This is a genomic window from Klebsiella sp. KPN54798 (assembly GCF_021184225.1).
Classification (GTDB): Bacteria; Pseudomonadota; Gammaproteobacteria; order Enterobacterales; family Enterobacteriaceae; genus Klebsiella; species Klebsiella pneumoniae.
The window spans coordinates 1,464,227-1,484,251 of the sequence record NZ_CP089234.1; the positions used below are offsets into that span (position 1 = coordinate 1,464,227).

22 protein-coding genes and 1 pseudogene are annotated in these 20,025 nt (G+C 58.0%); 18 read left to right on the forward strand and 5 right to left on the reverse strand.

Going from position 1 to position 20,025, the window contains the following annotated elements:
- Positions 1-40 precede the first annotated feature (40 nt).
- Together fabB and LPQ25_RS07285 are read left to right on the forward strand one after the other, a co-directional pair.
- Positions 41-1,261, forward strand: a complete 1,221-nt coding sequence (gene fabB, locus LPQ25_RS07280; protein ID WP_002913291.1) for a beta-ketoacyl-ACP synthase I — start codon at positions 41-43, stop codon at positions 1,259-1,261.
- 209 nt (positions 1,262-1,470) lie between these two features.
- The gene (locus LPQ25_RS07285) at positions 1,471-2,646 is read left to right on the forward strand and encodes an MFS transporter (protein ID WP_004149211.1); all 1,176 of its coding nucleotides are present in this window, start codon (positions 1,471-1,473) and stop codon (positions 2,644-2,646) included.
- Between the two features lie 86 nt (positions 2,647-2,732).
- Here LPQ25_RS07285 and flk read toward each other — a convergent pair whose 3' ends face one another.
- Positions 2,733-3,710 carry a flagella biosynthesis regulator Flk gene (gene flk, locus LPQ25_RS07290; protein ID WP_015875071.1) on the reverse strand — a complete coding sequence of 326 codons (978 nt, stop codon included), beginning with the start codon at positions 3,708-3,710 and terminating at the stop codon, positions 2,733-2,735.
- Between the two features lie 110 nt (positions 3,711-3,820).
- Between flk and pdxB the strand changes: the two genes are divergently transcribed.
- The 10 genes and pseudogenes from pdxB to LPQ25_RS07340 all read left to right on the forward strand — a co-directional run bounded on the left by pdxB (position 3,821) and on the right by LPQ25_RS07340 (position 13,620).
- Positions 3,821-4,957 carry a 4-phosphoerythronate dehydrogenase PdxB gene (gene pdxB, locus LPQ25_RS07295; RefSeq protein ID WP_002913228.1) on the forward strand — a complete coding sequence of 379 codons (1,137 nt, stop codon included), beginning with the start codon at positions 3,821-3,823 and terminating at the stop codon, positions 4,955-4,957.
- Positions 4,958-5,020: 63 nt separating this feature from the next.
- A complete protein-coding gene (locus LPQ25_RS07300) occupies positions 5,021-6,034 on the forward strand; it encodes an aspartate-semialdehyde dehydrogenase (RefSeq protein WP_002913227.1) in 1,014 nt (337 codons plus the stop codon).
- Entirely contained in the window at positions 6,034-6,846 is an 813-nt protein-coding gene (gene truA / locus LPQ25_RS07305; RefSeq protein ID WP_002913226.1) for a tRNA pseudouridine(38-40) synthase TruA, read from the forward strand. The genes LPQ25_RS07300 and truA overlap by 1 nt, the downstream gene beginning before the upstream one ends.
- Positions 6,847-6,872: 26 nt before the next feature.
- Entirely contained in the window at positions 6,873-7,532 is a 660-nt protein-coding gene (locus LPQ25_RS07310; protein WP_008803926.1) for a DedA family protein, read from the forward strand.
- A 185-nt stretch (positions 7,533-7,717) separates the two neighbouring features.
- Positions 7,718-8,638: an acetyl-CoA carboxylase, carboxyltransferase subunit beta gene (accD, locus tag LPQ25_RS07315; protein WP_002913220.1), complete on the forward strand. Its 921-nt coding sequence runs from the start codon at positions 7,718-7,720 to the stop codon at positions 8,636-8,638.
- A 110-nt stretch (positions 8,639-8,748) separates the two neighbouring features.
- Positions 8,749-9,980: pseudogene (gene folC, locus LPQ25_RS07320) on the forward strand (bifunctional tetrahydrofolate synthase/dihydrofolate synthase).
- Complete coding sequence (dedD, locus tag LPQ25_RS07325; RefSeq protein WP_004140953.1) at positions 9,970-10,659, forward strand: cell division protein DedD; 690 nt, start codon at positions 9,970-9,972, stop codon at positions 10,657-10,659. Before folC ends, dedD begins: the two are co-directional and overlap by 11 nt.
- 216 nt (positions 10,660-10,875) lie before the next feature.
- Positions 10,876-11,364 (forward strand): colicin V production protein, encoded by a 489-nt coding sequence (gene cvpA / locus LPQ25_RS07330; RefSeq protein WP_002913214.1) that lies wholly within the window; start codon positions 10,876-10,878, stop codon positions 11,362-11,364.
- Positions 11,365-11,397: 33 nt separating this feature from the next.
- Positions 11,398-12,915 (forward strand): amidophosphoribosyltransferase, encoded by a 1,518-nt coding sequence (gene purF / locus LPQ25_RS07335; RefSeq protein ID WP_002913213.1) that lies wholly within the window; start codon positions 11,398-11,400, stop codon positions 12,913-12,915.
- Positions 12,916-13,050: 135 nt separating this feature from the next.
- Positions 13,051-13,620, forward strand: a complete 570-nt coding sequence (locus LPQ25_RS07340; protein WP_014907154.1) for a UbiX family flavin prenyltransferase — start codon at positions 13,051-13,053, stop codon at positions 13,618-13,620.
- Positions 13,621-13,700: 80 nt separating this feature from the next.
- On the opposite strand, the gene LPQ25_RS07345 is transcribed toward LPQ25_RS07340, so the two are convergent.
- On the reverse strand, positions 13,701-13,862 hold the full coding sequence (locus LPQ25_RS07345; RefSeq protein ID WP_004140952.1) for a hypothetical protein: 162 nt from the start codon (positions 13,860-13,862) through the stop codon (positions 13,701-13,703).
- Positions 13,863-13,902: 40 nt separating this feature from the next.
- Between LPQ25_RS07345 and argT the strand changes: the two genes are divergently transcribed.
- The 5 genes from argT (at position 13,903) to hisP (ending at position 17,978) form a co-directional block, all read left to right on the forward strand.
- Complete coding sequence (argT, locus tag LPQ25_RS07350) at positions 13,903-14,685, forward strand: lysine/arginine/ornithine ABC transporter substrate-binding protein ArgT (protein ID WP_002913210.1); 783 nt, start codon at positions 13,903-13,905, stop codon at positions 14,683-14,685.
- A 265-nt stretch (positions 14,686-14,950) separates the two neighbouring features.
- Positions 14,951-15,733, forward strand: a complete 783-nt coding sequence (gene hisJ / locus LPQ25_RS07355) for a histidine ABC transporter substrate-binding protein HisJ (protein WP_002913209.1) — start codon at positions 14,951-14,953, stop codon at positions 15,731-15,733.
- 64 nt (positions 15,734-15,797) lie between these two features.
- Entirely contained in the window at positions 15,798-16,484 is a 687-nt protein-coding gene (locus LPQ25_RS07360; RefSeq protein ID WP_002913208.1) for a histidine ABC transporter permease HisQ, read from the forward strand.
- Entirely contained in the window at positions 16,481-17,197 is a 717-nt protein-coding gene (hisM, locus tag LPQ25_RS07365; protein WP_002913207.1) for a histidine ABC transporter permease HisM, read from the forward strand. The genes LPQ25_RS07360 and hisM overlap by 4 nt, the downstream gene beginning before the upstream one ends.
- Positions 17,198-17,204: 7 nt before the next feature.
- Complete coding sequence (gene hisP / locus LPQ25_RS07370) at positions 17,205-17,978, forward strand: histidine ABC transporter ATP-binding protein HisP (protein ID WP_002913206.1); 774 nt, start codon at positions 17,205-17,207, stop codon at positions 17,976-17,978.
- A 5-nt stretch (positions 17,979-17,983) separates the two neighbouring features.
- On the opposite strand, the gene LPQ25_RS07375 is transcribed toward hisP, so the two are convergent.
- On the reverse strand, positions 17,984-18,511 hold the full coding sequence (locus tag LPQ25_RS07375) for a GNAT family N-acetyltransferase (protein WP_004140943.1): 528 nt from the start codon (positions 18,509-18,511) through the stop codon (positions 17,984-17,986).
- Positions 18,512-18,630: 119 nt separating this feature from the next.
- Between LPQ25_RS07375 and LPQ25_RS07380 the strand changes: the two genes are divergently transcribed.
- Positions 18,631-18,747: a hypothetical protein gene (locus tag LPQ25_RS07380; RefSeq protein WP_014343361.1), complete on the forward strand. Its 117-nt coding sequence runs from the start codon at positions 18,631-18,633 to the stop codon at positions 18,745-18,747.
- Here the strand turns inward: LPQ25_RS07380 and LPQ25_RS07385 are convergent.
- Positions 18,727-19,620: a TIGR01777 family oxidoreductase gene (locus LPQ25_RS07385; RefSeq protein WP_014907155.1), complete on the reverse strand. Its 894-nt coding sequence runs from the start codon at positions 19,618-19,620 to the stop codon at positions 18,727-18,729. The two genes, LPQ25_RS07380 and LPQ25_RS07385, sit on opposite strands and share 21 nt — an antisense overlap.
- Positions 19,621-19,638: 18 nt before the next feature.
- Positions 19,639-20,001, reverse strand: coding sequence for a dihydroneopterin triphosphate 2'-epimerase (folX, locus tag LPQ25_RS07390; protein WP_002913200.1), 363 nt, complete (start codon positions 19,999-20,001; stop codon positions 19,639-19,641).
- Positions 20,002-20,025 lie beyond the last annotated feature (24 nt).

Here is a 20,025-nt window from a genome sequence, read left to right on the forward strand (position 1 = left end):
GACACGAAACTTAAAATAGTGCGACTTACAGAGGTATTTAATGAAACGTGCAGTGATTACTGGCTTGGGCATCGTTTCCAGCATCGGTAATAACCAGCAGGAAGTCCTGGCATCTCTGCGTGAAGGACGTTCAGGGATCACTTTCTCTCAGGAGCTTAAAGATTCAGGGATGCGCAGCCACGTATGGGGCAACGTCAAACTGGATACCACTGGCCTCATTGACCGCAAAGTAGTGCGCTTTATGAGCGACGCCTCCATCTATGCTTACCTGTCCATGGAACAGGCTGTTGCCGACGCAGGTCTGGCGCCTGAAGCATATCAGAATAACCCGCGTGTCGGCCTGATCGCAGGCTCCGGCGGCGGTTCCCCGAAATTCCAGGTCTTCGGCGCCGATGCCATGCGTAGCCCGCGTGGTCTGAAAGCCGTGGGCCCGTATGTGGTCACCAAAGCGATGGCTTCCGGCGTTTCCGCCTGCCTCGCTACGCCGTTCAAAATTCACGGCGTTAACTACTCCATCAGCTCGGCCTGCGCCACTTCCGCCCACTGTATTGGTAACGCGGTAGAGCAGATCCAGCTGGGCAAACAGGACATCGTCTTTGCCGGCGGCGGCGAAGAGCTGTGCTGGGAAATGGCCTGCGAATTCGACGCCATGGGCGCGCTGTCCACTAAATACAATGACACCCCGGAAAAAGCGTCCCGTACCTATGATGCTAACCGTGACGGCTTCGTTATCGCCGGCGGCGGCGGTATGGTCGTGGTGGAAGAGCTGGAACACGCCCTGGCGCGTGGCGCGCACATCTATGCCGAAATCGTCGGCTATGGCGCGACCTCCGATGGCGCGGACATGGTCGCCCCGTCTGGTGAAGGCGCAGTGCGCTGCATGCAGATGGCGATGCATGGCGTTGATACGCCGATCGACTATCTGAACTCCCACGGTACCTCCACTCCGGTCGGCGACGTGAAAGAGCTGGGCGCCATCCGCGAAGTATTCGGCGACAACAGCCCGGCTATTTCGGCAACTAAAGCGATGACCGGCCACTCGCTGGGCGCGGCGGGCGTACAGGAAGCCATTTACTCCCTGCTGATGCTGGAGCACGGCTTTATCGCGCCGAGCATCAACGTTGAAGAGCTCGACGAGCAGGCTGCCGGCCTGAACATCGTCACCAAACCGACGGACGCTAAGCTGACCACCGTAATGTCCAACAGCTTCGGCTTCGGCGGCACCAACGCCACGCTGGTGATGCGTAAATACAACGCCTAATCACCATGTGATGCGCAAAGGGGAGCCACCGGCTCCCCTTTTTTGTCATCTTGACAGGGTAAGAGCCCGCAGGCACACTGCTCGCGGATCCATTAGTCTCTCCACTAATGCGTAAGCGTTTAACGTCAACCAACGCGCCTTAACCCTGATAATCAGGTGGAGGGGGCGTGTCGTTTTGCTCGCCTTACTCTGCGAATCTGGAGTAATGCATGTCCGCAGTTACTGAAACAACATCCAATTCTTCGGCGAATTTTTCGCTTTTCCGTATTACGTTTGCCGTCTTTTTGACCTATATGACCGTTGGTTTGCCGCTGCCGGTGATCCCGCTCTTTGTCCATCAGGAGCTGGGGTTTGGCAACACCGTGGTTGGCGTGGCGGTAGGGATCCAGTTCCTCGCCACCGTTCTGACCCGGGGGTACGCCGGACGTCTGGCAGACCAGTACGGCGCTAAACGTTCCGTCCTGCAGGGGATGCTGGCCTGCGCCCTGGCGGGCGCGGCATGGCTGGCCGCTGCGCTGCTGCCGCTGCCGGTGCTCGCCAGGCTCGGCCTGCTGCTGCTGGGCCGCTTGATCCTCGGGTTTGGCGAAAGCCAGCTGCTGACCGGAAACCTGAGCTGGGGGATGGGCCTGGTGGGACCGGCCCGTTCCGGCAAAGTGATGTCATGGAACGGCATGGCGATGTACGGCTCGCTGGCGGTGGGCGCCCCGCTGGGATTATTGATCTATAGCCATTTTGGCGTGGCGGTGCTGGCCTGTGTCACCATGGGACTACCGCTCGTCGCCTGGCTTATTAACGGTACCGTGCGCAAAGTGGCGGCCCACGGAGGCGAGCGGCCTTCACTCTGGAGCGTCATCGGCATGATCTGGCGGCCGGGTATTGGCCTGGGCCTGCAGGGTGTCGGCTTTGCGGTGATCGGCACCTTCGTCTCCCTCTATTTCGCCAGCCATAGCTGGCCAATGGCCGGCTTTACCCTGACGGCGTTTGGTGGCGCCTTTGTGCTGATGCGAGTGCTGTTCGGCTGGATGCCGGATCGGTTTGGCGGCGTTAAGGTGGCGATGGTCTCGCTGCTGATAGAGGCGGTTGGTCTGACGCTGCTGGGACTGGCGCCGAATGCCTGGCTGGCGCTGGCCGGTGCAGCGCTGACCGGGTGCGGCTGTTCGCTTATTTTCCCCTCACTTGGCGTGGAAGTAGTGAAGCGCGTCCCGGCGCAGGTGCGCGGCACCGCGCTCGGCGGCTATGCGGCCTTTCAGGACATCTCCTATGGCCTGACCGGGCCGCTGACCGGCCTGCTGGCGACCTCGCTGGGCTACTCGTCGGTGTTCCTTGCCGGCGCCCTCTGCGCGGCGCTGGGGATCCTCGTCACCCTTATCTCATTTCGCCGCTAGGTTATTGTCCGGTCTGAAATCGCTGTAGGAAACACCGCGGCGTTTGGCATGAAAGGGAGCCGTAAACGCCGCTGGTGGCTGCTGGGCTACAGCAGGAGCCACAGCACAAGGAGCAGGACAACCGCGCCCAGCGCCAGCTGCCACGGCTTAGCGCTCCACGTCCGCCTGGCGACTGGCTCCTCCTGCGGGATGGCCAGCGTCTCCTGGGCGCGGGCCACCCGCAGCACAAACACCTTGTTCAGCAGCGCCAGGATCTGCGCCGGGCTCAGCGTGGTCTGCGGCGTGACCTGCCAGCTGCGACGGGCAAAGTCGACAATTTTCTGCCACTCCGCGGCCTCCAGCGGCTGCTTGAGCGCTCCCTGCAGCGAGGTGAGCGTCGGCGCGCTTTGCGCACTCAGCGTTTGCCGCGCCTGCAGCCAGTACGAAAGCGGCAGGAAGTGCGTCGCCGGGATCAGCTCCCCGGACTTGACGCCGCAAAGCTCCAGCATGGATTGCCAAATCAGCTTGCTTGGTTCGCCGGTGGCGGCCGCCAGCTTAGTCACCAGCTGATTGAGCGTATTATGCTCGGCTGGCAACAGCGGGCGCAGGGTCGGCGGGCGCTGCTGCGGCTGCGGGATCGACAGCTGGCCATGCTGCAGCAGATGCAGAATGGTCTCCAGCTGCGTCTGGCTAAGGGCATGCAGCGCCGTTTGCCCATAATGCTGACGAATATAATCGCTCACCGCCTGGCGGTTATTGCCCTGACCGAGCAGATCGCTGAGCTGCGCTAAGGTCTGGCGATGATGATGATTATCCTGAGCGGCGGCTAAGCGCTGGTTGAGACTGGCCTCCGCGGCGTTGAAATGGCAGGCCAGCAGGGGCGAGTCGCCTTTCAGTCCGAGGTCATGTTTGACGCAGGCCCACACTTCCGCGTTCTGCTGCGAGGTCAGCGCCACCAGGCGCGTGATCAGTCGCTCCAGAACGGTGCGTTGCTGCATGGAAAGCGAAGGTTCGCCGGTGGCGGCAGTGCCTGATGGGCCTCGCCCTGGAGGACGGTCTGGCATATCAGCAAGGGGGTGCGTCATGATTCATCCTTTCGATATCGCGGTGCTGGAACCAGGTGATGAGTATGCCTGGCGGCCAGATTATGGCACACTTCCCCAGTTAACTCTCGTTCTCAGACAGGTACTGAACTGTGAAAATCCTCGTTGATGAAAATATGCCCTATGCCCGTGAGCTTTTTAGCCGTTTAGGCGACGTGCAGGCGATCCCAGGCCGTCCGGTCCCGGCCGATGCCCTGACCGATGCGGATGCCCTAATGGTGCGCTCGGTCACCCGGGTCAATGAAGCATTGCTCGCCGGCAAGGCCATTAAGTTCGTCGGCACCGCTACCGCCGGCACCGATCACGTCGATCAGGCGTGGCTGCAGCAGGCGGGGATTGGTTTCTCTGCGGCGCCCGGCTGTAACGCCATTGCGGTGGTAGAGTACGTCTTTTCATCGCTGCTGATGCTGGCCGAACGCGACGGCTTTGCACTGCGCGATCGCACCGTCGGGATCGTCGGCGTCGGTAACGTTGGCGGGCGACTGCAAAAGCGCCTGGAAGCGTTGGGGATCAAAACTCTGCTCTGCGACCCACCGCGCGCCGATCGCGGCGACGAAGGTGACTTCCGCTCCCTCGAGGCGCTGGTCCAGGAAGCCGATGTCATCACCTTCCATACGCCGCTGTATAAAGAAGGGCAATATAAAACCCTGCATCTGGCGGATGAAGCGCTGATAAGCCGCCTGAAGCCTGGAACGATTTTGATCAACGCCTGCCGCGGGCCGGTGGTCGATAACGCCGCACTGCTAAAGCGGCTGGAAGCTGGTCAGCCGCTGAGTGTGGTATTGGACGTCTGGGAGCCGGAGCCGGATCTAAACGTTGAACTTCTCAAGCGAGTGGATATCGGTACCGCGCATATCGCCGGCTACACTCTCGAAGGGAAAGCGCGCGGGACGACGCAGGTTTTTGAAGCCTACAGCGCCTTTATCGGCCATCCGCAGCAGGTAGCGCTGGACACTCTGCTGCCGGCGCCGGAATTTGGCCGCATTACCCTGCATGGACCGCTCGATCAGCCGACGCTGAAAAGACTGGTCCACTTGGTGTATGATGTGCGCCGCGATGATGCGCCGCTGCGGAAGGTGGCCGGCGTCGCCGGTGAATTCGACAAGCTGCGTAAAAATTATCAGGAACGTCGCGAATGGTCTTCGCTGTATGTGCAGTGCAGCGATGAGCAGGCGGCGACGCTGTTGCGCCAGCTCGGTTTTAACGCCGTGCATCATCCTGTTCGTTAATGTCTTCTTAATGCCCCTGCCGGATACTCCGGCGGGGCCGCTTTATTTCTGGAGTTAACCACCATGTCTGAAGGCTGGAATATTGCCGTACTGGGCGCAACGGGCGCCGTAGGCGAAGCCCTGCTCGAAACTCTTGCTGAACGCCAGTTCCCGGTAGGAGAGATTTTTGCTCTGGCGCGCAACGACAGCGCGGGCGAACATCTGCGTTTTGGTGGCAAGTCGGTGATCGTCAAAGACGCCGCCGAATTTGACTGGACCCAGGCCCAGCTGGCTTTCTTCGCCGCCGGCGTCGAAGCCAGTGCAGCGTATGTCGAAGAAGCGACCAACGCCGGGTGTCTGGTTATCGATCTCAGCGGCCTGTTTGCGCTGGAGCCGGACGTACCGCTGGTGGTGCCGGACGTGAACCCGTTCGTATTAGGCGATTACCGCAACCGCAACCTGATTGCGGTGCCTAATAGCCTGACCAGTCAGCTGTTGACGGCGCTCAAACCGCTGATCGATCAGGGCGGGTTGTCGCGCATTAGCGTCACTAACCTGCTCTCCGCCTCGGGGCAGGGGAAAAAAGCGGTGGATGCGCTGGCGGGGCAGAGCGCTAAGCTGCTGAACGGCATCCCTATCGATGAAGACGATTTCTTTGGTCGCCAGCTGGCGTTCAACATGCTGCCGCTGCTGCCGGATCGTGAAGGTAGCGTGCGCGAAGAGCGCCGGATCGTCGATGAAGCGCGCAAAATTCTTCAGGATGACGGGCTGATGATCTCCGCCAGCGTCGTTCAGTCGCCGGTCTTCTACGGCCATGCGCAGATGGTGAGCTTCGAAGCGATGCGCCCGCTGGCGGCGGAGGAGGCGCGCGACGCTTTTACCCGCGGCGAGGATATCGAACTTTCTGAAGAGGGCGAATTCCCGACTCAGGTTGGTGATGCCTCAGGCAATGCCCGCCTCTCCATCGGCTGCGTGCATAACGATTACGGTATGCCGGAGCAGATCCAGTTCTGGTCGGTAGCGGATAACGTGCGCTTCGGCGGCGCGCTGATGGCGGTGAAGATCGCCGAGAAGCTGATTGAGGAGTACCTGTACTGATGTCTGAGATGGAGCAACAGCCGATCTGTAAAATCGCGCTGGGCATCGAGTACGACGGCAGCAAATATTACGGCTGGCAGCGGCAAAACGAAGTGCGCAGCGTGCAGGAGAAGCTGGAAAAGGCGCTCTCGCAGGTGGCGAACGAACCGATTACCGTCTTTTGCGCCGGCCGCACCGACGCCGGCGTCCATGGCACCGGCCAGGTGGTGCATTTCGAAACCCGGGCGCAGCGGAAAGATGCCGCCTGGACGCTGGGGGTAAATGCGAATTTACCTGGTGACATCGCGGTGCGTTGGGTCAAACATGTACCGGCGGATTTTCACGCCCGGTTCAGCGCCACGGCGCGCCGCTATCGCTACGTCATCTATAATCATCGCCTGCGCCCGGCGGTATTAAGTCATGGCGTGACGCATTTTCACCAGCCGCTCGACGCCGAGCGTATGCAGCGCGCCGCGCAGTGTCTGCTGGGAGAGAATGACTTTACCTCGTTTCGCGCGGTACAGTGCCAGTCGCGTACCCCGTGGCGCAACGTGATGCATATTAACGTTACCCGCTACGGCGCGTATGTGGTGGTGGATATCAAAGCGAATGCCTTTGTACATCATATGGTCAGGAATATTGTAGGCAGCCTGATGGAGGTCGGGGCCGGAAACCAGCCGGAGAGCTGGATGGCAGAACTGCTGGCAGCAAAAGACAGGACGCTCGCTGCGGCAACGGCAAAAGCGGAAGGGTTGTATCTGGTGTCGGTGGATTACCCGGCCCACTATGATTTACCGGTGCTGCCAATGGGCCCGCTGTTTCTGGCGGACTAATAGGGTCATTAAGGGTAAAGACAAACATGGACTTGATTCACTTTTTAATTGATTTCATCCTGCATATTGATGTGCACCTTGCCGAACTGGTTGCCCAGTATGGCGTCTGGGTTTATGCCATTCTGTTTTTGATTCTGTTCTGCGAAACCGGGCTGGTGGTGACGCCATTCCTGCCGGGCGATTCCCTGCTGTTCGTCGCGGGCGCGCTCTCGGCCTTGCCAACCAACGATCTCAATGTCCACCTGATGGTACTGCTGATGGTCATCGCGGCCATCGTCGGCGATGCGGTCAACTACACCATTGGCCGGCTGTTCGGCGAAAAGCTGTTCAGCAATCCGAACTCAAAGATATTCCGTCGCAGCTATCTGGATAAAACCCACAGCTTTTACGAACGTCACGGCGGGAAAACCATTATCCTGGCGCGCTTTGTGCCGATAGTCCGAACCTTCGCGCCGTTTGTGGCGGGAATGGGGCATATGTCCTATCGTCATTTTGCAGCCTATAACGTGGTTGGGGCGCTGCTGTGGGTGCTGCTGTTCACCTATGCCGGCTATCTGTTTGGCGATTTGCCGGTGGTGCAGGAGAATCTGAAGCTGCTGATCGTGGCGATCATCGTCCTCTCCGTCCTGCCGGGTGTGATTGAGATCATCCGCCATAAGCGGGCTGCGTCAAAGCAGGCGAAGTAGTTTAGCCTGTGTTGCGCGTGACGGTGCAGAGCGTCACGCGCAGCGGTTTGACCACTTTTTTATCCCATGTTCCGGGATGATATGATTTAATGTGCAACATTCATGGTCTGTAAGAGGCAAAAATGGCATTATGCGCCCCTTACGACAAAACTGGCATCGACCAGGTTCAGGCAGAAAGGTTATCAATGAGCTGGATTGAACGAATTAAAAGCAACATCACTCCCACCCGCAAGGCGAGCATTCCTGAGGGTGTATGGACCAAGTGCGACAGCTGCGGTCAGGTACTCTACCGCGCCGAGCTGGAGCGCAACCTGGAGGTTTGTCCTAAGTGCGATCACCATATGCGCATGTCGGCGCGTAATCGCCTGCATAGCCTGTTGGATGAAGGTTCTCTGGTAGAACTGGGTAGCGAACTTGAGCCAAAAGATGTGCTGAAGTTCCGCGATTCAAAAAAATACAAAGACCGCCTGGCGTCCGCTCAGAAAGAGACGGGCGAGAAAGACGCGCTGGTGGTGATGAAAGGTACGCTCTACGCGATGCCGGTGGTTGCCGCCGCCTTTGAATTCTCCTTTATGGGGGGATCGATGGGTTCCGTCGTCGGCGCACGCTTTGTACGCGCGGTGGAGCAGGCGCTGGAAGATAACTGCCCGCTGATCTGCTTCTCCGCCTCCGGTGGCGCCCGTATGCAGGAAGCGCTGATGTCGCTGATGCAGATGGCGAAAACCTCCGCGGCGCTGGCGAAAATGCAGGAGCGCGGACTGCCGTACATCTCCGTGCTGACCGACCCGACCATGGGCGGCGTATCGGCGAGCTTTGCGATGCTGGGCGATCTGAACATTGCCGAGCCGAAAGCGCTGATCGGCTTTGCCGGTCCTCGCGTTATCGAGCAGACCGTACGCGAGAAGCTGCCGCCGGGATTCCAGCGCAGTGAGTTTCTGATTGAAAAAGGGGCGATCGATATGATCGTTCGCCGTCCGGAAATGCGTCTCAAGCTGGCCAGCATTCTGGCGAAGCTGATGAACCTGCCGGCGCCGGTTGCCGTTTCGGAAGCGCCTCATGAAGGCGTGGTGGTGCCGCCGGCACCGGATCAGGAACCTGAGGCCTGATAAAGCAGAGGGCAGGGCCTGGCGGCGCTGCCCTTTTTTATTCATACGCGTTAACCGTCAATTCTTACGGGCATCATGGAAAAAGATCCTATTCCTCAGGCCACGTCGCCCTGGCTACGTGGCTTTCTTATCTGGAACATCTGCACAGTAAAACCATCGACCTTGGGCTGGCGCGCGTCAGCGAGGTCGCCGGCAGATGGATATCGTTAAACCGGCGCCGTTCGTTTTTACCGTCGCGGGCACCAATGGCAAAGGCACCACCTGCCGCACGCTGGAAACCATCCTGATGGCGGCCGGTTATAAAGTGGGGGTCTACAGTTCTCCGCATCTGGTGCGCTACACCGAACGCGTGCGCATTCAGGGGGCTGAACTGCCGGAGGCGGCGCATACGGCTTCGTTTGCTGAAATCGAAGCGGCGCGGGGTGACATCTCGCTGACCTATTTTGAATACGGCACGCTCTCGGCGCTGTGGCTGTTTAAGCAGGCGCAGCTGGATGTGGTGATCCTTGAGGTCGGGCTCGGCGGGCGTCTCGACGCCACCAACATCGTGGATGCCGACGTCGCGGTGGTCACCAGCATCGCCCTCGATCATACCGACTGGCTGGGGCCGGATCGCGAAAGTATCGGCCGGGAAAAAGCGGGTATCTTTCGCGCCGGTAAACCGGCGGTGGTGGGGGAGCCGGATATGCCGCTCACCATCGCGGAAGTGGCTAGCGAGAAGGGCGCGCTGCTCCAGCGCCGCGGCGTCGACTGGCGCTATGAGGTGGAAGGCGAAACATGGTCCTTCCGCGATACGGCAGGGGCGTTAAGCCGCCTGCCTCTGCCTCAGGTGCCGTTGCCGAATGCGGCGACGGCCGTGGCGGCGCTGCGCGCCAGCGGGCTTGCCGTGGATGACGCTATCCTGCGCGCAGGGATCCGCGATGCGATGCTCCCGGGACGCTTTCAGATAATCAGCGACGCCCCGCGAGTGATCCTCGATGTGGCGCACAACCCGCACGCGGCGGCCTATCTCGCCGGGCGTCTCAAAACGTTAGCGAAAACGGGACGCGTGCTGGCGGTTATTGGTATGCTGCATGATAAGGATATCGCCGGCACGTTGGCCAATCTGGCCCCGGAAGTCGATGCCTGGTACTGCGCGCCGCTGGAAGGCCCGCGCGGCGCGACGGCAGAGCAGCTGGTGGAACATTTGCGCTGCGGTACAGTCTATAGCAGCGTGGCGCAGGCGTGGCGTGCGGCCATGGCTGACGCTAAAGTGGAAGATACCGTGCTGGTGTGTGGTTCGTTTCACACCGTAGCGCAGGTTATGGAAGAGATAGACGCGGGGAGAATCGGTGGCGAGTAAGTTTCAGAACCGTTTAGTCGGGACAATCGTGCTGGTGGCGCTGGGGGTGATTATCCTGCCAGGGCTGCTGGACGGGCAGAAAAAGCATTACCAGGATGAGTTTGCCGCGATCCCGCTGGTACCGAAACCAGGCGATCGCGATGAACCGGATATGTTGCCGGCGGCAACCCAGGCGTTGCCTTCGCAACCGCCGGAAGGGGCGGCGGAAGAGGTGCGGGCGGGCGATGCCGCCGCGCCATCGTTAGATCCATCGCGTATTCCGGTGAACAGCAACAGCTTCGATGACGTTCAGGAGCCGGTGGTGGCCGCGAAACCGCAGCCCAAGCCGCAGCCGAAACCGCAGCCGCAACAGCAGGCCTCGACGCCAACGCCGCCGCCGGCTAAGCCACAGCAGCAACAGCCACCGCAGCAGCAGGCGGCCCTGCCGGCGCCGACCGGCAAAGCCTATGTGGTTCAGCTGGGCGCGTTGAAGAACGCCGATAAGGTGAATGAGATTGTCGGTAAACTGCGGGCCTCGGGTTTCAAAGTCTATACGTCGCCTTCGACGCCGGTACAGGGTAAAATTACCCGCATCCTCGTCGGCCCGGATGCGTCAAAAGACAAGCTGAAAGGCCAGCTGGGCGATCTGCAGCAGATCTCCGGGCTTAGCGGGGTGGTGATGGGCTTCACCCCGAACTGATTGTTTTTTCCGCCATGCGGAGAGAACGTGGCGGGGAGAAACGCCCCGCAAACCCTGTCTCAGCCGCCCTGAAGAGGCGAAAGGCAGTCTGGCGTTGAATGTTTTTTCAGCGCCATTTTTATTTCTGTAGGGCATGGAAATCCCTACGCAAACGTTTTCTTTTTCTGTTAGAATGCGCCCCGAACTGGACGACAGGGCGTAAATCGTGGGACGTATATGGTCTGGATTGATTACGCCATTATGGCGGTGCTGGGTCTTTCTTGCCTGGTCAGCCTGATCCGCGGCTTTGTTCGCGAAGCTTTATCGTTAGTCACGTGGGGTTGCGCGTTTTATGTCGCCAGCCATTACTACGCTGACCTGTCTGTCTGGTTTACGGGCTTTGAGGATGAACGGGTTCGAAATGGGATTGCTATTGCGGCGCTGTTTATCGTGACGCTCATCGTTGGCGCTATCGTGAACTATGTGATAGGCCAGCTGGTGGAGAAGACCGGTTTGTCAGGAACCGACAGGGTATTGGGGATCTGCTTCGGCGCGCTACGTGGGGTGCTGATCATCGCCGCTATCCTGTTCTTCCTGGACACCTTTACCGGGATGGCGAAGAGCGATGACTGGCATCAGTCGCAGTTTATTCCCTATTTTACCCCCGTCATCAGATGGTTTTTTGAATACCTGCAAAGCTCGTCAAGTTTCTTGCCTAAAGTATAGACTTTGGGTCGTTGCTGAACGAGGAAAAGACGTATGTGCGGTATTGTCGGTATCGCCGGTGTTATGCCGGTTAACCAGTCGATTTATGATGCGCTAACGGTGCTCCAGCACCGTGGACAGGATGCCGCTGGCATCATCACCATTGATGCCAACAACTGCTTCCGGTTGCGTAAGGCTAACGGGCTGGTAAGCGACGTATTCGAGGCCCGCCACATGCAGCGTATGCAGGGCAATATGGGTATTGGCCACGTGCGTTATCCTACGGCGGGCAGCTCCAGCGCCTCCGAGGCGCAGCCGTTTTACGTTAACTCGCCGTATGGCATCACATTGGCGCATAACGGCAACCTGACCAATGCGCACGAGCTGCGTAAAAAGCTGTTTGAAGAAAAACGCCGCCATATCAATACCACCTCTGATTCCGAAATCCTCCTCAATATTTTCGCCAGTGAGCTGGATAACTTCCGTCACTACCCGCTGGAAGCGGACAACATCTTCGCGGCGATTGCGGCGACCAACCGCCTGATCCGCGGCGCGTACGCGTGCGTGGCGATGATCATCGGGCATGGCATGGTGGCCTTCCGCGACCCTAACGGCATTCGTCCGCTGGTGCTGGGTAAACGTGACGTTGGCGACGGTCGCACCGAGTATATGGTGGCCTCGGAGAGCGTGGCCCTTGATACGCTTGGTTTTGAATTCCTGCGCGATGTCGCGCCGGGCGAAGCGGTCTATATTACCGAGAAGGGCCAGCTCTATACCCGTCAGTGTGCCGATAATCCGGTCAGCAACCCGTGCCTGTTCGAGTATGTCTATTTTGCCCGTCCGGACTCGTTTATTGACAAAATTTCCGTCTACAGCGCCCGCGTCAACATGGGGACTAAGCTGGGCGAAAAGATTGCCCGCGAGTGGGAAGATCTGGATATTGACGTCGTTATTCCGATCCCGGAGACCTCCTGCGACATCGCGCTGGAAATCGCCCGCATTCTCGACAAACCTTATCGTCAGGGCTTCGTGAAGAACCGCTACGTCGGCCGGACGTTTATCATGCCCGGTCAGCAGCTGCGTCGTAAATCTGTTCGCCGTAAGCTCAACGCCAACCGTGCGGAATTCCGCGATAAGAACGTGCTGCTGGTCGATGATTCCATTGTACGCGGCACCACCTCGGAGCAGATCATTGAGATGGCGCGTGAAGCAGGGGCGAAAAAAGTGTATCTCGCCTCCGCTGCGCCGGAAATTCGTTTCCCGAACGTGTACGGTATCGATATGCCGACCGCCAACGAACTGATCGCCCATGGCCGCGAAGTGGATGAGATCCGCCAGATCATTGGCGCCGACGGCCTGATTTTCCAGGATCTCAACGATCTGATCGACGCGGTGCGCGCGGAGAACCCGGATATTCAGCAGTTTGAATGCTCGGTGTTCAACGGCGTATATGTGACCCGGGATGTCGACCAGCAGTACCTCGACTATCTTGACTCCCTGCGTAACGATGATGCCAAAGCGGTCCAGCTGCAGAACGAAGTCGAAAACCTCGAGATGCACAACGAGGGTTAAGCCGTTCACGCGTCGCGGGCCTGCCGTACCGAAAGGACGGCGGGCTTTTTTTCGCCCCTCAACTGTGCGTCAATAGTTGCGCCAGAGGCTATAATCCGGCAAAGTCTGCGGCACACGCGCAAGGGGTAACAGAACGTGAAACGACTGATTATTGGCATTTCCGGCGCCAGCGGCGCCATTTACGGCGTGCGGATGCTGCAGGTGCTAAGAGATGTGCCGGATATTGAAACTCATCTCATCCTCAGCCAGGCGGCGCGCCAGACGTTGGCCATGGAGACCGACTACTCCGTACGTGAGGTGCAGGCGCTAGCCGATGTGGTGCATGACGCCCGCGATATCGCCGCCAGTATCTCTTCCGGTTCGTTTAAAACCGCCGGGATGGTGATTTTACCCTGCTCAATGAAGACGCTCTCGGGCATTGTCCATAGCTATACGGATGGCCTGCTGACCCGGGCGGCGGATGTCGTGCTGAAAGAGCGTCGTCCGCTGGTGCTCTGCGTGCGGGAAACGCCGTTCCATTTGGGCCATCTGCGTCTGCTGGTTCAGGCCGCAGATCTGGGGGCGGTGATAATGCCGCCGGTACCGGCTTTTTACCACCGGCCACAGAGCCTGGACGATGTCATCAACCAGACCGTCAATCGGGTACTCGATCAATTTGATATTAGTCTGGAGCACGACTTGTTTACCCGCTGGCAGGGGGCCTAGTGTCGCACTATAGTGGTGCATGAAATGTACGCTTGCGCTGCGGTGGTGCAAATTTGTTGCCGCGATCAAATCCTCGACATTTATTTCGTCTTTTTGCGCTCAGGCGCTGCGGTTTCGCCAGTAATGCTGGTATCTTCCCTTTTAAGACAATCCTGCAACTTTATTTTAACAAATTTAACCCTGTTCCCGGCACGCACCGGGAAGATGGCACAAAAACTGCAGGATTGATCGGCAATCACCATAACAAGCAACGCACCACATCACGACACTTAAGGGTACTGTATGAAGAAGACGATTCTGGCTCTCTCTTTACTCGTGGGAATGAGCAGCACGGCCAGCGTGTTTGCTGCTCTGCCGCAGAGCATTCGCATTGGCACTGACGCGACCTATGCGCCATTTTCGTCGAAAGACGCGAAAGGGGACTTTGTTGGCTTTGATATCGATTTAGGCAATGAGTTGTGCTCCCGAATTAAGGTGAAATGTACCTGGGTCGGCAGCGATTTTGACTCCCTGATCCCCTCCCTGAAGGCGAAGAAGATTGACGCCATCATCTCTTCCCTCTCTATTACCGAGAAGCGCCAGCAAGAGATCGCCTTCTCTGACAAGCTATATGCCGCTGACTCGCGTCTGATCGCCGCCAAAGGGTCGCCGATCCAGCCGACGCTGGAGGCGCTGAAAGGCAAGCACGTCGGCGTGCTGCAGGGTTCTACTCAGGAAGCCTATGCTAACGACCGCTGGCGCAGCCAGGGCGTTGACGTGGTGGCTTACCAGAACCAGGATCTGATCTATTCAGACCTCGCAGCTGGCCGTCTGGATGCGGCGCTGCAGGATGAAGTCGCCGCCAGCGAAGGCTTCCTGAAACAGCCTGCCGGGAAAGATTTCGCCTTCGCCGGCCCGTCCGTTAAAGACAAAAAGTACTTTGGCGACGGCACCGGTATCGGCCTGCGTAAGGACGACGCCGAGCTGAAAGCCGCGTTTGATAAAGCGCTGGGCGAAATGCGTAAAGACGGCACCTACGACAAAATGGCGAAGAAATACTTCGATTTTAACGTGTACGGCGACTAAGACTGCTGCAGGCCCGCACAATGGGGTGGGCCTGCCGCCAGGTTCGTATCCATGCCCAAAAGGGTGCATCTAAACGCGCTGTGGATCATTTCAGTGCAAAAGCAGCCAGTTTTTTGGCTAAAAAATGCATAGTTAAGCGTTTCTGATGCAAAAAATCGGCCTTTCTGGTGCATAAATCTTTGCCCTTAAGGGCGAATAATGGCACGATAACTGGCGTAAATAGTTCTAATAAACCCGTTAGAATGACAGTCTGTCGAGGATAGTTATGAAAAAACTGGCGTTGTCTCTCTCTTTAGCGCTGGCCCTTTCCAGCGTTTCCACGGTCTTTGCCGCCATCCCGCAAAAAATTCGTATCGGTACCGATCCGACTTATGCTCCCTTCGAATCGAAGAATGCGCAGGGAGAATTGGTCGGTTTTGATATCGATCTGGCAAAAGAGCTGTGTAAGCGTATTAATACGCAATGTACCTTTGTTGAAAACCCGCTGGATGCGCTGATCCCCTCCTTAAAAGCGAAGAAAATCGACGCGATTATGTCTTCGCTGTCGATTACTGAAAAGCGCCAGCAGGAAATTGCCTTCACTGACAAGCTGTATGCGGCAGATTCGCGTCTGGTGGTGAAAAAGGGCAGCCCGGTAACGCCGGATCTCGCCACCCTCAAGGGTAAGCGCGTGGGCGTGCTGCAGGGGACGACTCAGGAAACCTATGGCAATGAGCACTGGGCGCCGAAAGGTATCGAAATTGTCTCCTATCAGGGGCAGGACAATATCTATTCCGACCTGACCGCTGGCCGGATCGACGCCGCGTTCCAGGATGAGGTCGCGGCCAGCGAAGGGTTCCTGAAACAGCCTATTGGTAAAGATTACCAGTTTGGTGGCCCGTCAATCAAAGACGAGAAACTGTTTGGTGTTGGCACCGGTATGGGGCTGCGTAAGGAAGACAACGAACTGCGTGAAGCGCTGAATAAGGCGTTTGCAGAGATGCGTAAGGACGGCACCTACGACAAGCTGGCGAAAAAATATTTCGATTTTAACGTATACGGCGAATAATTCTCACGCCTCGCCATTGCGTGCGTTTCGCGCGCAATGGTGAATGACAGACAGGGTAGGCAGCATGCTGTATGGGTTTTCACAGGTTATTTTGCAGGGTGCGCTCGTCACCCTGGAGCTTGCGCTCAGCTCGGTCGTTCTCGCCGTCCTGATTGGGCTGGCGGGCGCTGGCGCAAAGTTATCGAGCAACCGTCCACTGGCGCTGGTGTTTGAAGGCTATACCACTCTTATCCGCGGCGTGCCCGATCTGGTGCTGATGCTGCTGATTTTCTACGGCCTGCAGATTGCGCTAAACAGCGTTACCGACGCGCTGGGTATGGCCCAGTTTGATATCGATCCGATGATCGCCGGGATTATTACCCTTGGCTTTATCTATGGCGCCTATTTTACGGAAACCTTCCGCGGCGCCTACCTGGCGGTGCCGAAGGGGCATATCGAAGCGGCTACCGCCTTTGGCTTTAGCGGCGGGCAGACGTTCCGGCGTATTCTCTTCCCGGCGATGATGCGCTACGCGCTGCCGGGGATAGGCAACAACTGGCAGGTTATCCTCAAGGCGACGGCGCTGGTCTCGTTGCTGGGGCTGGAGGATGTGGTCAAAGCCACGCAGCTGGCCGGGAAAAGCACCTGGCAGCCGTTCTACTTCGCCATCGTCTGCGGCCTGATTTATCTGGTGTTTACCACCGTTTCTAATGGCGTACTGCTGCTGCTCGAACGCCGCTATACCGTTGGCGTGAAGAGGGCTGACCTGTGATTGAAATTATTCAGGAGTACTGGAAATCACTACTGTGGACCGACGGCTATCGCTTTACCGGTGTGGCAATTACCTTATGGTTGCTGATCTCTTCAGTGGTAATGGGGGGCATCCTGGCGGTGTTTCTGGCCATCGGCCGCGTCTCGAGCAATAAGTTTATCCAGTTCCCCATCTGGCTGTTCACTTACATATTTCGCGGTACGCCGCTGTATGTGCAACTGCTGGTTTTTTACTCCGGCATGTATACCCTGGAAATCGTCAAAGGCACGGAGCTGTTGAACGCTTTTTTCCGCAGCGGGCTAAACTGCACGGTTCTGGCGTTAACCCTGAATACTTGCGCCTATACCACTGAAATTTTCGCCGGCGCGATCCGTTCAGTACCCGCCGGAGAAATTGAAGCAGCGCGGGCCTACGGCTTCTCGTCAGTCAAACTGTATCGCTGCATTATTCTGCCTTCCGCGCTGCGGATTGCACTGCCGGCCTACAGTAACGAAGTGATCCTCATGCTGCACTCTACCGCGCTGGCGTTTACCGCTACGGTACCGGATCTGCTGAAAATCGCCCGCGATATCAACTCGGCCACCTATCAGCCGTTCACCGCGTTTGGCATCGCCGCGGTGCTCTATTTAATTATCTCGTATGTGCTGATTAGCTTGTTCCGTAAAGCGGAAAAGCGCTGGTTGCAGCATATCAAACCTTCTTCGACGCATTGAGAACGCCATGTCCGACAATAAATTAAACGTTATCGATCTGCATAAACGCTATGGGGAACACGAGGTGCTGAAGGGCGTCTCGCTGCAGGCGAAAGCCGGGGACGTTATCAGCATCATCGGTTCATCGGGTTCCGGAAAAAGTACCTTTTTGCGCTGTATTAACTTCCTTGAAAAACCGAGCGAAGGCACGATCGTCGTCAGCGGCCAAAATATTGGTCTGGTACGGGATAAAGACGGCCAGCTGAAGGTGGCCGACAAGAACCAGTTGCGCCTGCTGCGCACCCGGTTGACCATGGTGTTTCAGCATTTCAATCTGTGGAGCCACATGACGGTGCTGGAGAACGTCATGGAGGCGCCGATTCAGGTGCTGGGCTTAAGCAAACAGGAAGCGCGCGAACGGGCGGTGAAATACCTGGCCAAGGTCGGGATAGACGAACGTCAGCAGGCGAAATATCCGGTGCATCTTTCCGGTGGCCAGCAGCAGCGTGTCTCTATTGCCCGCGCGCTGGCGATGGAACCGGAAGTGCTGCTGTTTGATGAGCCGACCTCCGCGCTGGATCCGGAACTGGTGGGCGAAGTGTTACGCATTATGCAGCAGCTGGCGGAAGAGGGAAAAACCATGGTGGTGGTGACCCATGAAATGGGCTTTGCCCGCCACGTCTCTTCACATGTCATTTTTCTGCATCAGGGTAAAATTGAAGAAGAAGGGCATCCGGATGCGCTGTTTGGCGCGCCGAAAAGCCCGCGCCTGCAGCAGTTTCTGAAAGGTTCGCTGAAATAATCGGCTCATCCGGCGTCTGCGGACGCCGGATGAGCTTCCCGCTCCAGCCGATAGATCCAGTCATCGTAATCGACGCCGTTCAGATGATAGGCTTTCTCCAGCACCTGGGTGCGCACAAAGCCTTGCTTCTCCAGCAGGCGCGATGAGCCACGGTTTTCACCCAGCACCCAGGCATTGATGGCCTGCACCCCCAGGGTGGTGAAACCATACTCGCAGACCGCCCGCAGCGCTTCGCTGGCATAGCCTTTTCCCTGAGCCTGAGGCAGCAGCGCGTAGCCGACGTCAGCTTCGTGCGGATTTTTCGGGCTGATGCGGAGCCCAATATCGCCCAGCGCCTCGCCGAATTTATCGCGCAATACAAACACCCCGGGATCGGCACAGCGACTGACGAAGACGCTGCGCAGCGCCTCCTCGCTTAACACCTCCCCCATAAAACGCATCACCTGCGGATCCTGGCGCAGGCGCAGAAAAAAGGGCCAGTCATCGGTAACAAAGCGGGTAAGCGAAAGGCGTGGTGTGGTGATGGTCGTCATAAAGCAGTCAATACGCAGAAAGAAAAGCCTACCTTAGCACTTTGCTTTGCCAGGTAACACCGGCGAACCGGCCGGCTGGCGGTGAATTCAGGCGATTAAGGGCGCTGGTTGTCCTGAATATGGCGATGCTGCAGCGCCAGGGTGAGGCCATCAAGGCGTGGAGCATGAGCCAGCAGAATGGAATCAGGGGAGCCAATGCTCCCCTGTGTCAGCCATTAACTCAGCACATCCTTTAGCGCTTCGTCCAGATCGTACCAGCGGAAGGCGAAGCCGGCGGCCTCCAGACGCTTTGGCAGCGCGCGCTGGCCGCCGAGCACCAGGACGGCGGATTCCCCCATCAACAGGCGGATAGCGGCGGCGGGAACGCGGAAAATCGCCGGTCGATGGAGCGCATGACCCAGTGCATGGGCGAACTGCTCGTTATGCACCGGGTAGGGAGAAACCATATTGAACGGACCGCGCAGATCGTTATCCAGCAGCCACAGAATGCCGTTAACCATATCGTCGATATGGATCCAGGCCAGGTACTGTCTGCCGTTGCCGATAGGCCCGCCGAGGCCGAGCTTAAAGGCGGGTGTCATTTTGCCGAGAATACCGCCCCGCGGAGCCAGTACCACGCCGGTGCGCAGCAGGCAGACGCGGGTGCGCTCGCTTTGCGCTTCGCAGGCAATTTGCTCCCAGCGGGCGCACAGCTTATGGGTAAACTCATTGTGCGGTGGCTCTTCTTCGGTCACCACCACCTCGCCGAGGTCGCCATAGTAGCCGATGGCAGACCCGCTGATCAGCACGGAGGGAGGGGTGTCGCTGGCGTGGATCAGGCCCACCAGCCGCTGCGTGAGATCCCAGCGGCTATGGCACAAGCGTTGTTTCTGCTCGGCCGTCCAGCGTTTATCAGCGATGGGTTCACCCGCCAGATTGATGACGGCATCAATATTATTGAGGTGGTGATGGCCCTCGAAATCGCGCCACAGGGTGACGCGCGGATCGAGACGGGCGCGGGCGGTATCCGGATGTCGCGTGGAGACCGTGACGCTATGCCCGAGCTCCAGCAATCTGGGTATCAGATGTCGGCCAATCAGGCCGGTACCACCAGTAAGCAGGATCTTCATACCACCTCCCTGACATAGTTAGCGACGCCAGCTCATGGTCATGGACACCGAGTCGGCATAGCGCAGCGCATGAAGTTTATCAATCTCCACTTCAGCATATGTGACCCAGTGATGTTCGCATGCGATATTCAGCACATCCTGAGTTAATTTTTCCAGCAGCGAAAAACGGCCATTCTCAAGATGGCTGATTATGCGCTTGGTAATGGTGCGATAGTTCAGCGCATCATTGATGTCCTCGCTGTCGCGCGCTTTATCGGCAGGGTAGTGAATGGCTACATTCACTACCACGTCCTGGCGGTTGGCGATCTCTTCCTCTTTAATACCAATAAAAGTCCGCAGGCGCAGGTTCTTAATACGAATAATGGCGTCTGGTTGAGACATTGCAGGCTTCCTCCGTGGTGTAAG

What these genes read in the sequence shown, in the direction of transcription:
- fabB (WP_002913291.1), top strand. Translation starts at nt 41, where the DNA reads ATGAAACGTGCAGTGATTACTGGCTTGGGCATCGTTTCCAGCATCGGT.
- LPQ25_RS07285 (WP_004149211.1), top strand. Translation starts at nt 1,471, where the DNA reads ATGTCCGCAGTTACTGAAACAACATCCAATTCTTCGGCGAATTTTTCG.
- flk (WP_015875071.1), bottom strand. Translation starts at nt 3,710, where the DNA reads ATGACGCACCCCCTTGCTGATATGCCAGACCGTCCTCCAGGGCGAGGC.
- LPQ25_RS07300 (WP_002913227.1), top strand. Translation starts at nt 5,021, where the DNA reads ATGTCTGAAGGCTGGAATATTGCCGTACTGGGCGCAACGGGCGCCGTA.
- truA (WP_002913226.1), top strand. Translation starts at nt 6,034, where the DNA reads ATGTCTGAGATGGAGCAACAGCCGATCTGTAAAATCGCGCTGGGCATC.
- LPQ25_RS07310 (WP_008803926.1), top strand. Translation starts at nt 6,873, where the DNA reads ATGGACTTGATTCACTTTTTAATTGATTTCATCCTGCATATTGATGTG.
- accD (WP_002913220.1), top strand. Translation starts at nt 7,718, where the DNA reads ATGAGCTGGATTGAACGAATTAAAAGCAACATCACTCCCACCCGCAAG.
- cvpA (WP_002913214.1), top strand. Translation starts at nt 10,876, where the DNA reads ATGGTCTGGATTGATTACGCCATTATGGCGGTGCTGGGTCTTTCTTGC.
- purF (WP_002913213.1), top strand. Translation starts at nt 11,398, where the DNA reads ATGTGCGGTATTGTCGGTATCGCCGGTGTTATGCCGGTTAACCAGTCG.
- LPQ25_RS07345 (WP_004140952.1), bottom strand. Translation starts at nt 13,862, where the DNA reads ATGGTGATTGCCGATCAATCCTGCAGTTTTTGTGCCATCTTCCCGGTG.
- argT (WP_002913210.1), top strand. Translation starts at nt 13,903, where the DNA reads ATGAAGAAGACGATTCTGGCTCTCTCTTTACTCGTGGGAATGAGCAGC.
- hisJ (WP_002913209.1), top strand. Translation starts at nt 14,951, where the DNA reads ATGAAAAAACTGGCGTTGTCTCTCTCTTTAGCGCTGGCCCTTTCCAGC.
- LPQ25_RS07360 (WP_002913208.1), top strand. Translation starts at nt 15,798, where the DNA reads ATGCTGTATGGGTTTTCACAGGTTATTTTGCAGGGTGCGCTCGTCACC.
- hisP (WP_002913206.1), top strand. Translation starts at nt 17,205, where the DNA reads ATGTCCGACAATAAATTAAACGTTATCGATCTGCATAAACGCTATGGG.
- LPQ25_RS07375 (WP_004140943.1), bottom strand. Translation starts at nt 18,511, where the DNA reads ATGACGACCATCACCACACCACGCCTTTCGCTTACCCGCTTTGTTACC.
- LPQ25_RS07380 (WP_014343361.1), top strand. Translation starts at nt 18,631, where the DNA reads ATGGCGATGCTGCAGCGCCAGGGTGAGGCCATCAAGGCGTGGAGCATG.
- LPQ25_RS07385 (WP_014907155.1), bottom strand. Translation starts at nt 19,620, where the DNA reads ATGAAGATCCTGCTTACTGGTGGTACCGGCCTGATTGGCCGACATCTG.
- folX (WP_002913200.1), bottom strand. Translation starts at nt 20,001, where the DNA reads ATGTCTCAACCAGACGCCATTATTCGTATTAAGAACCTGCGCCTGCGG.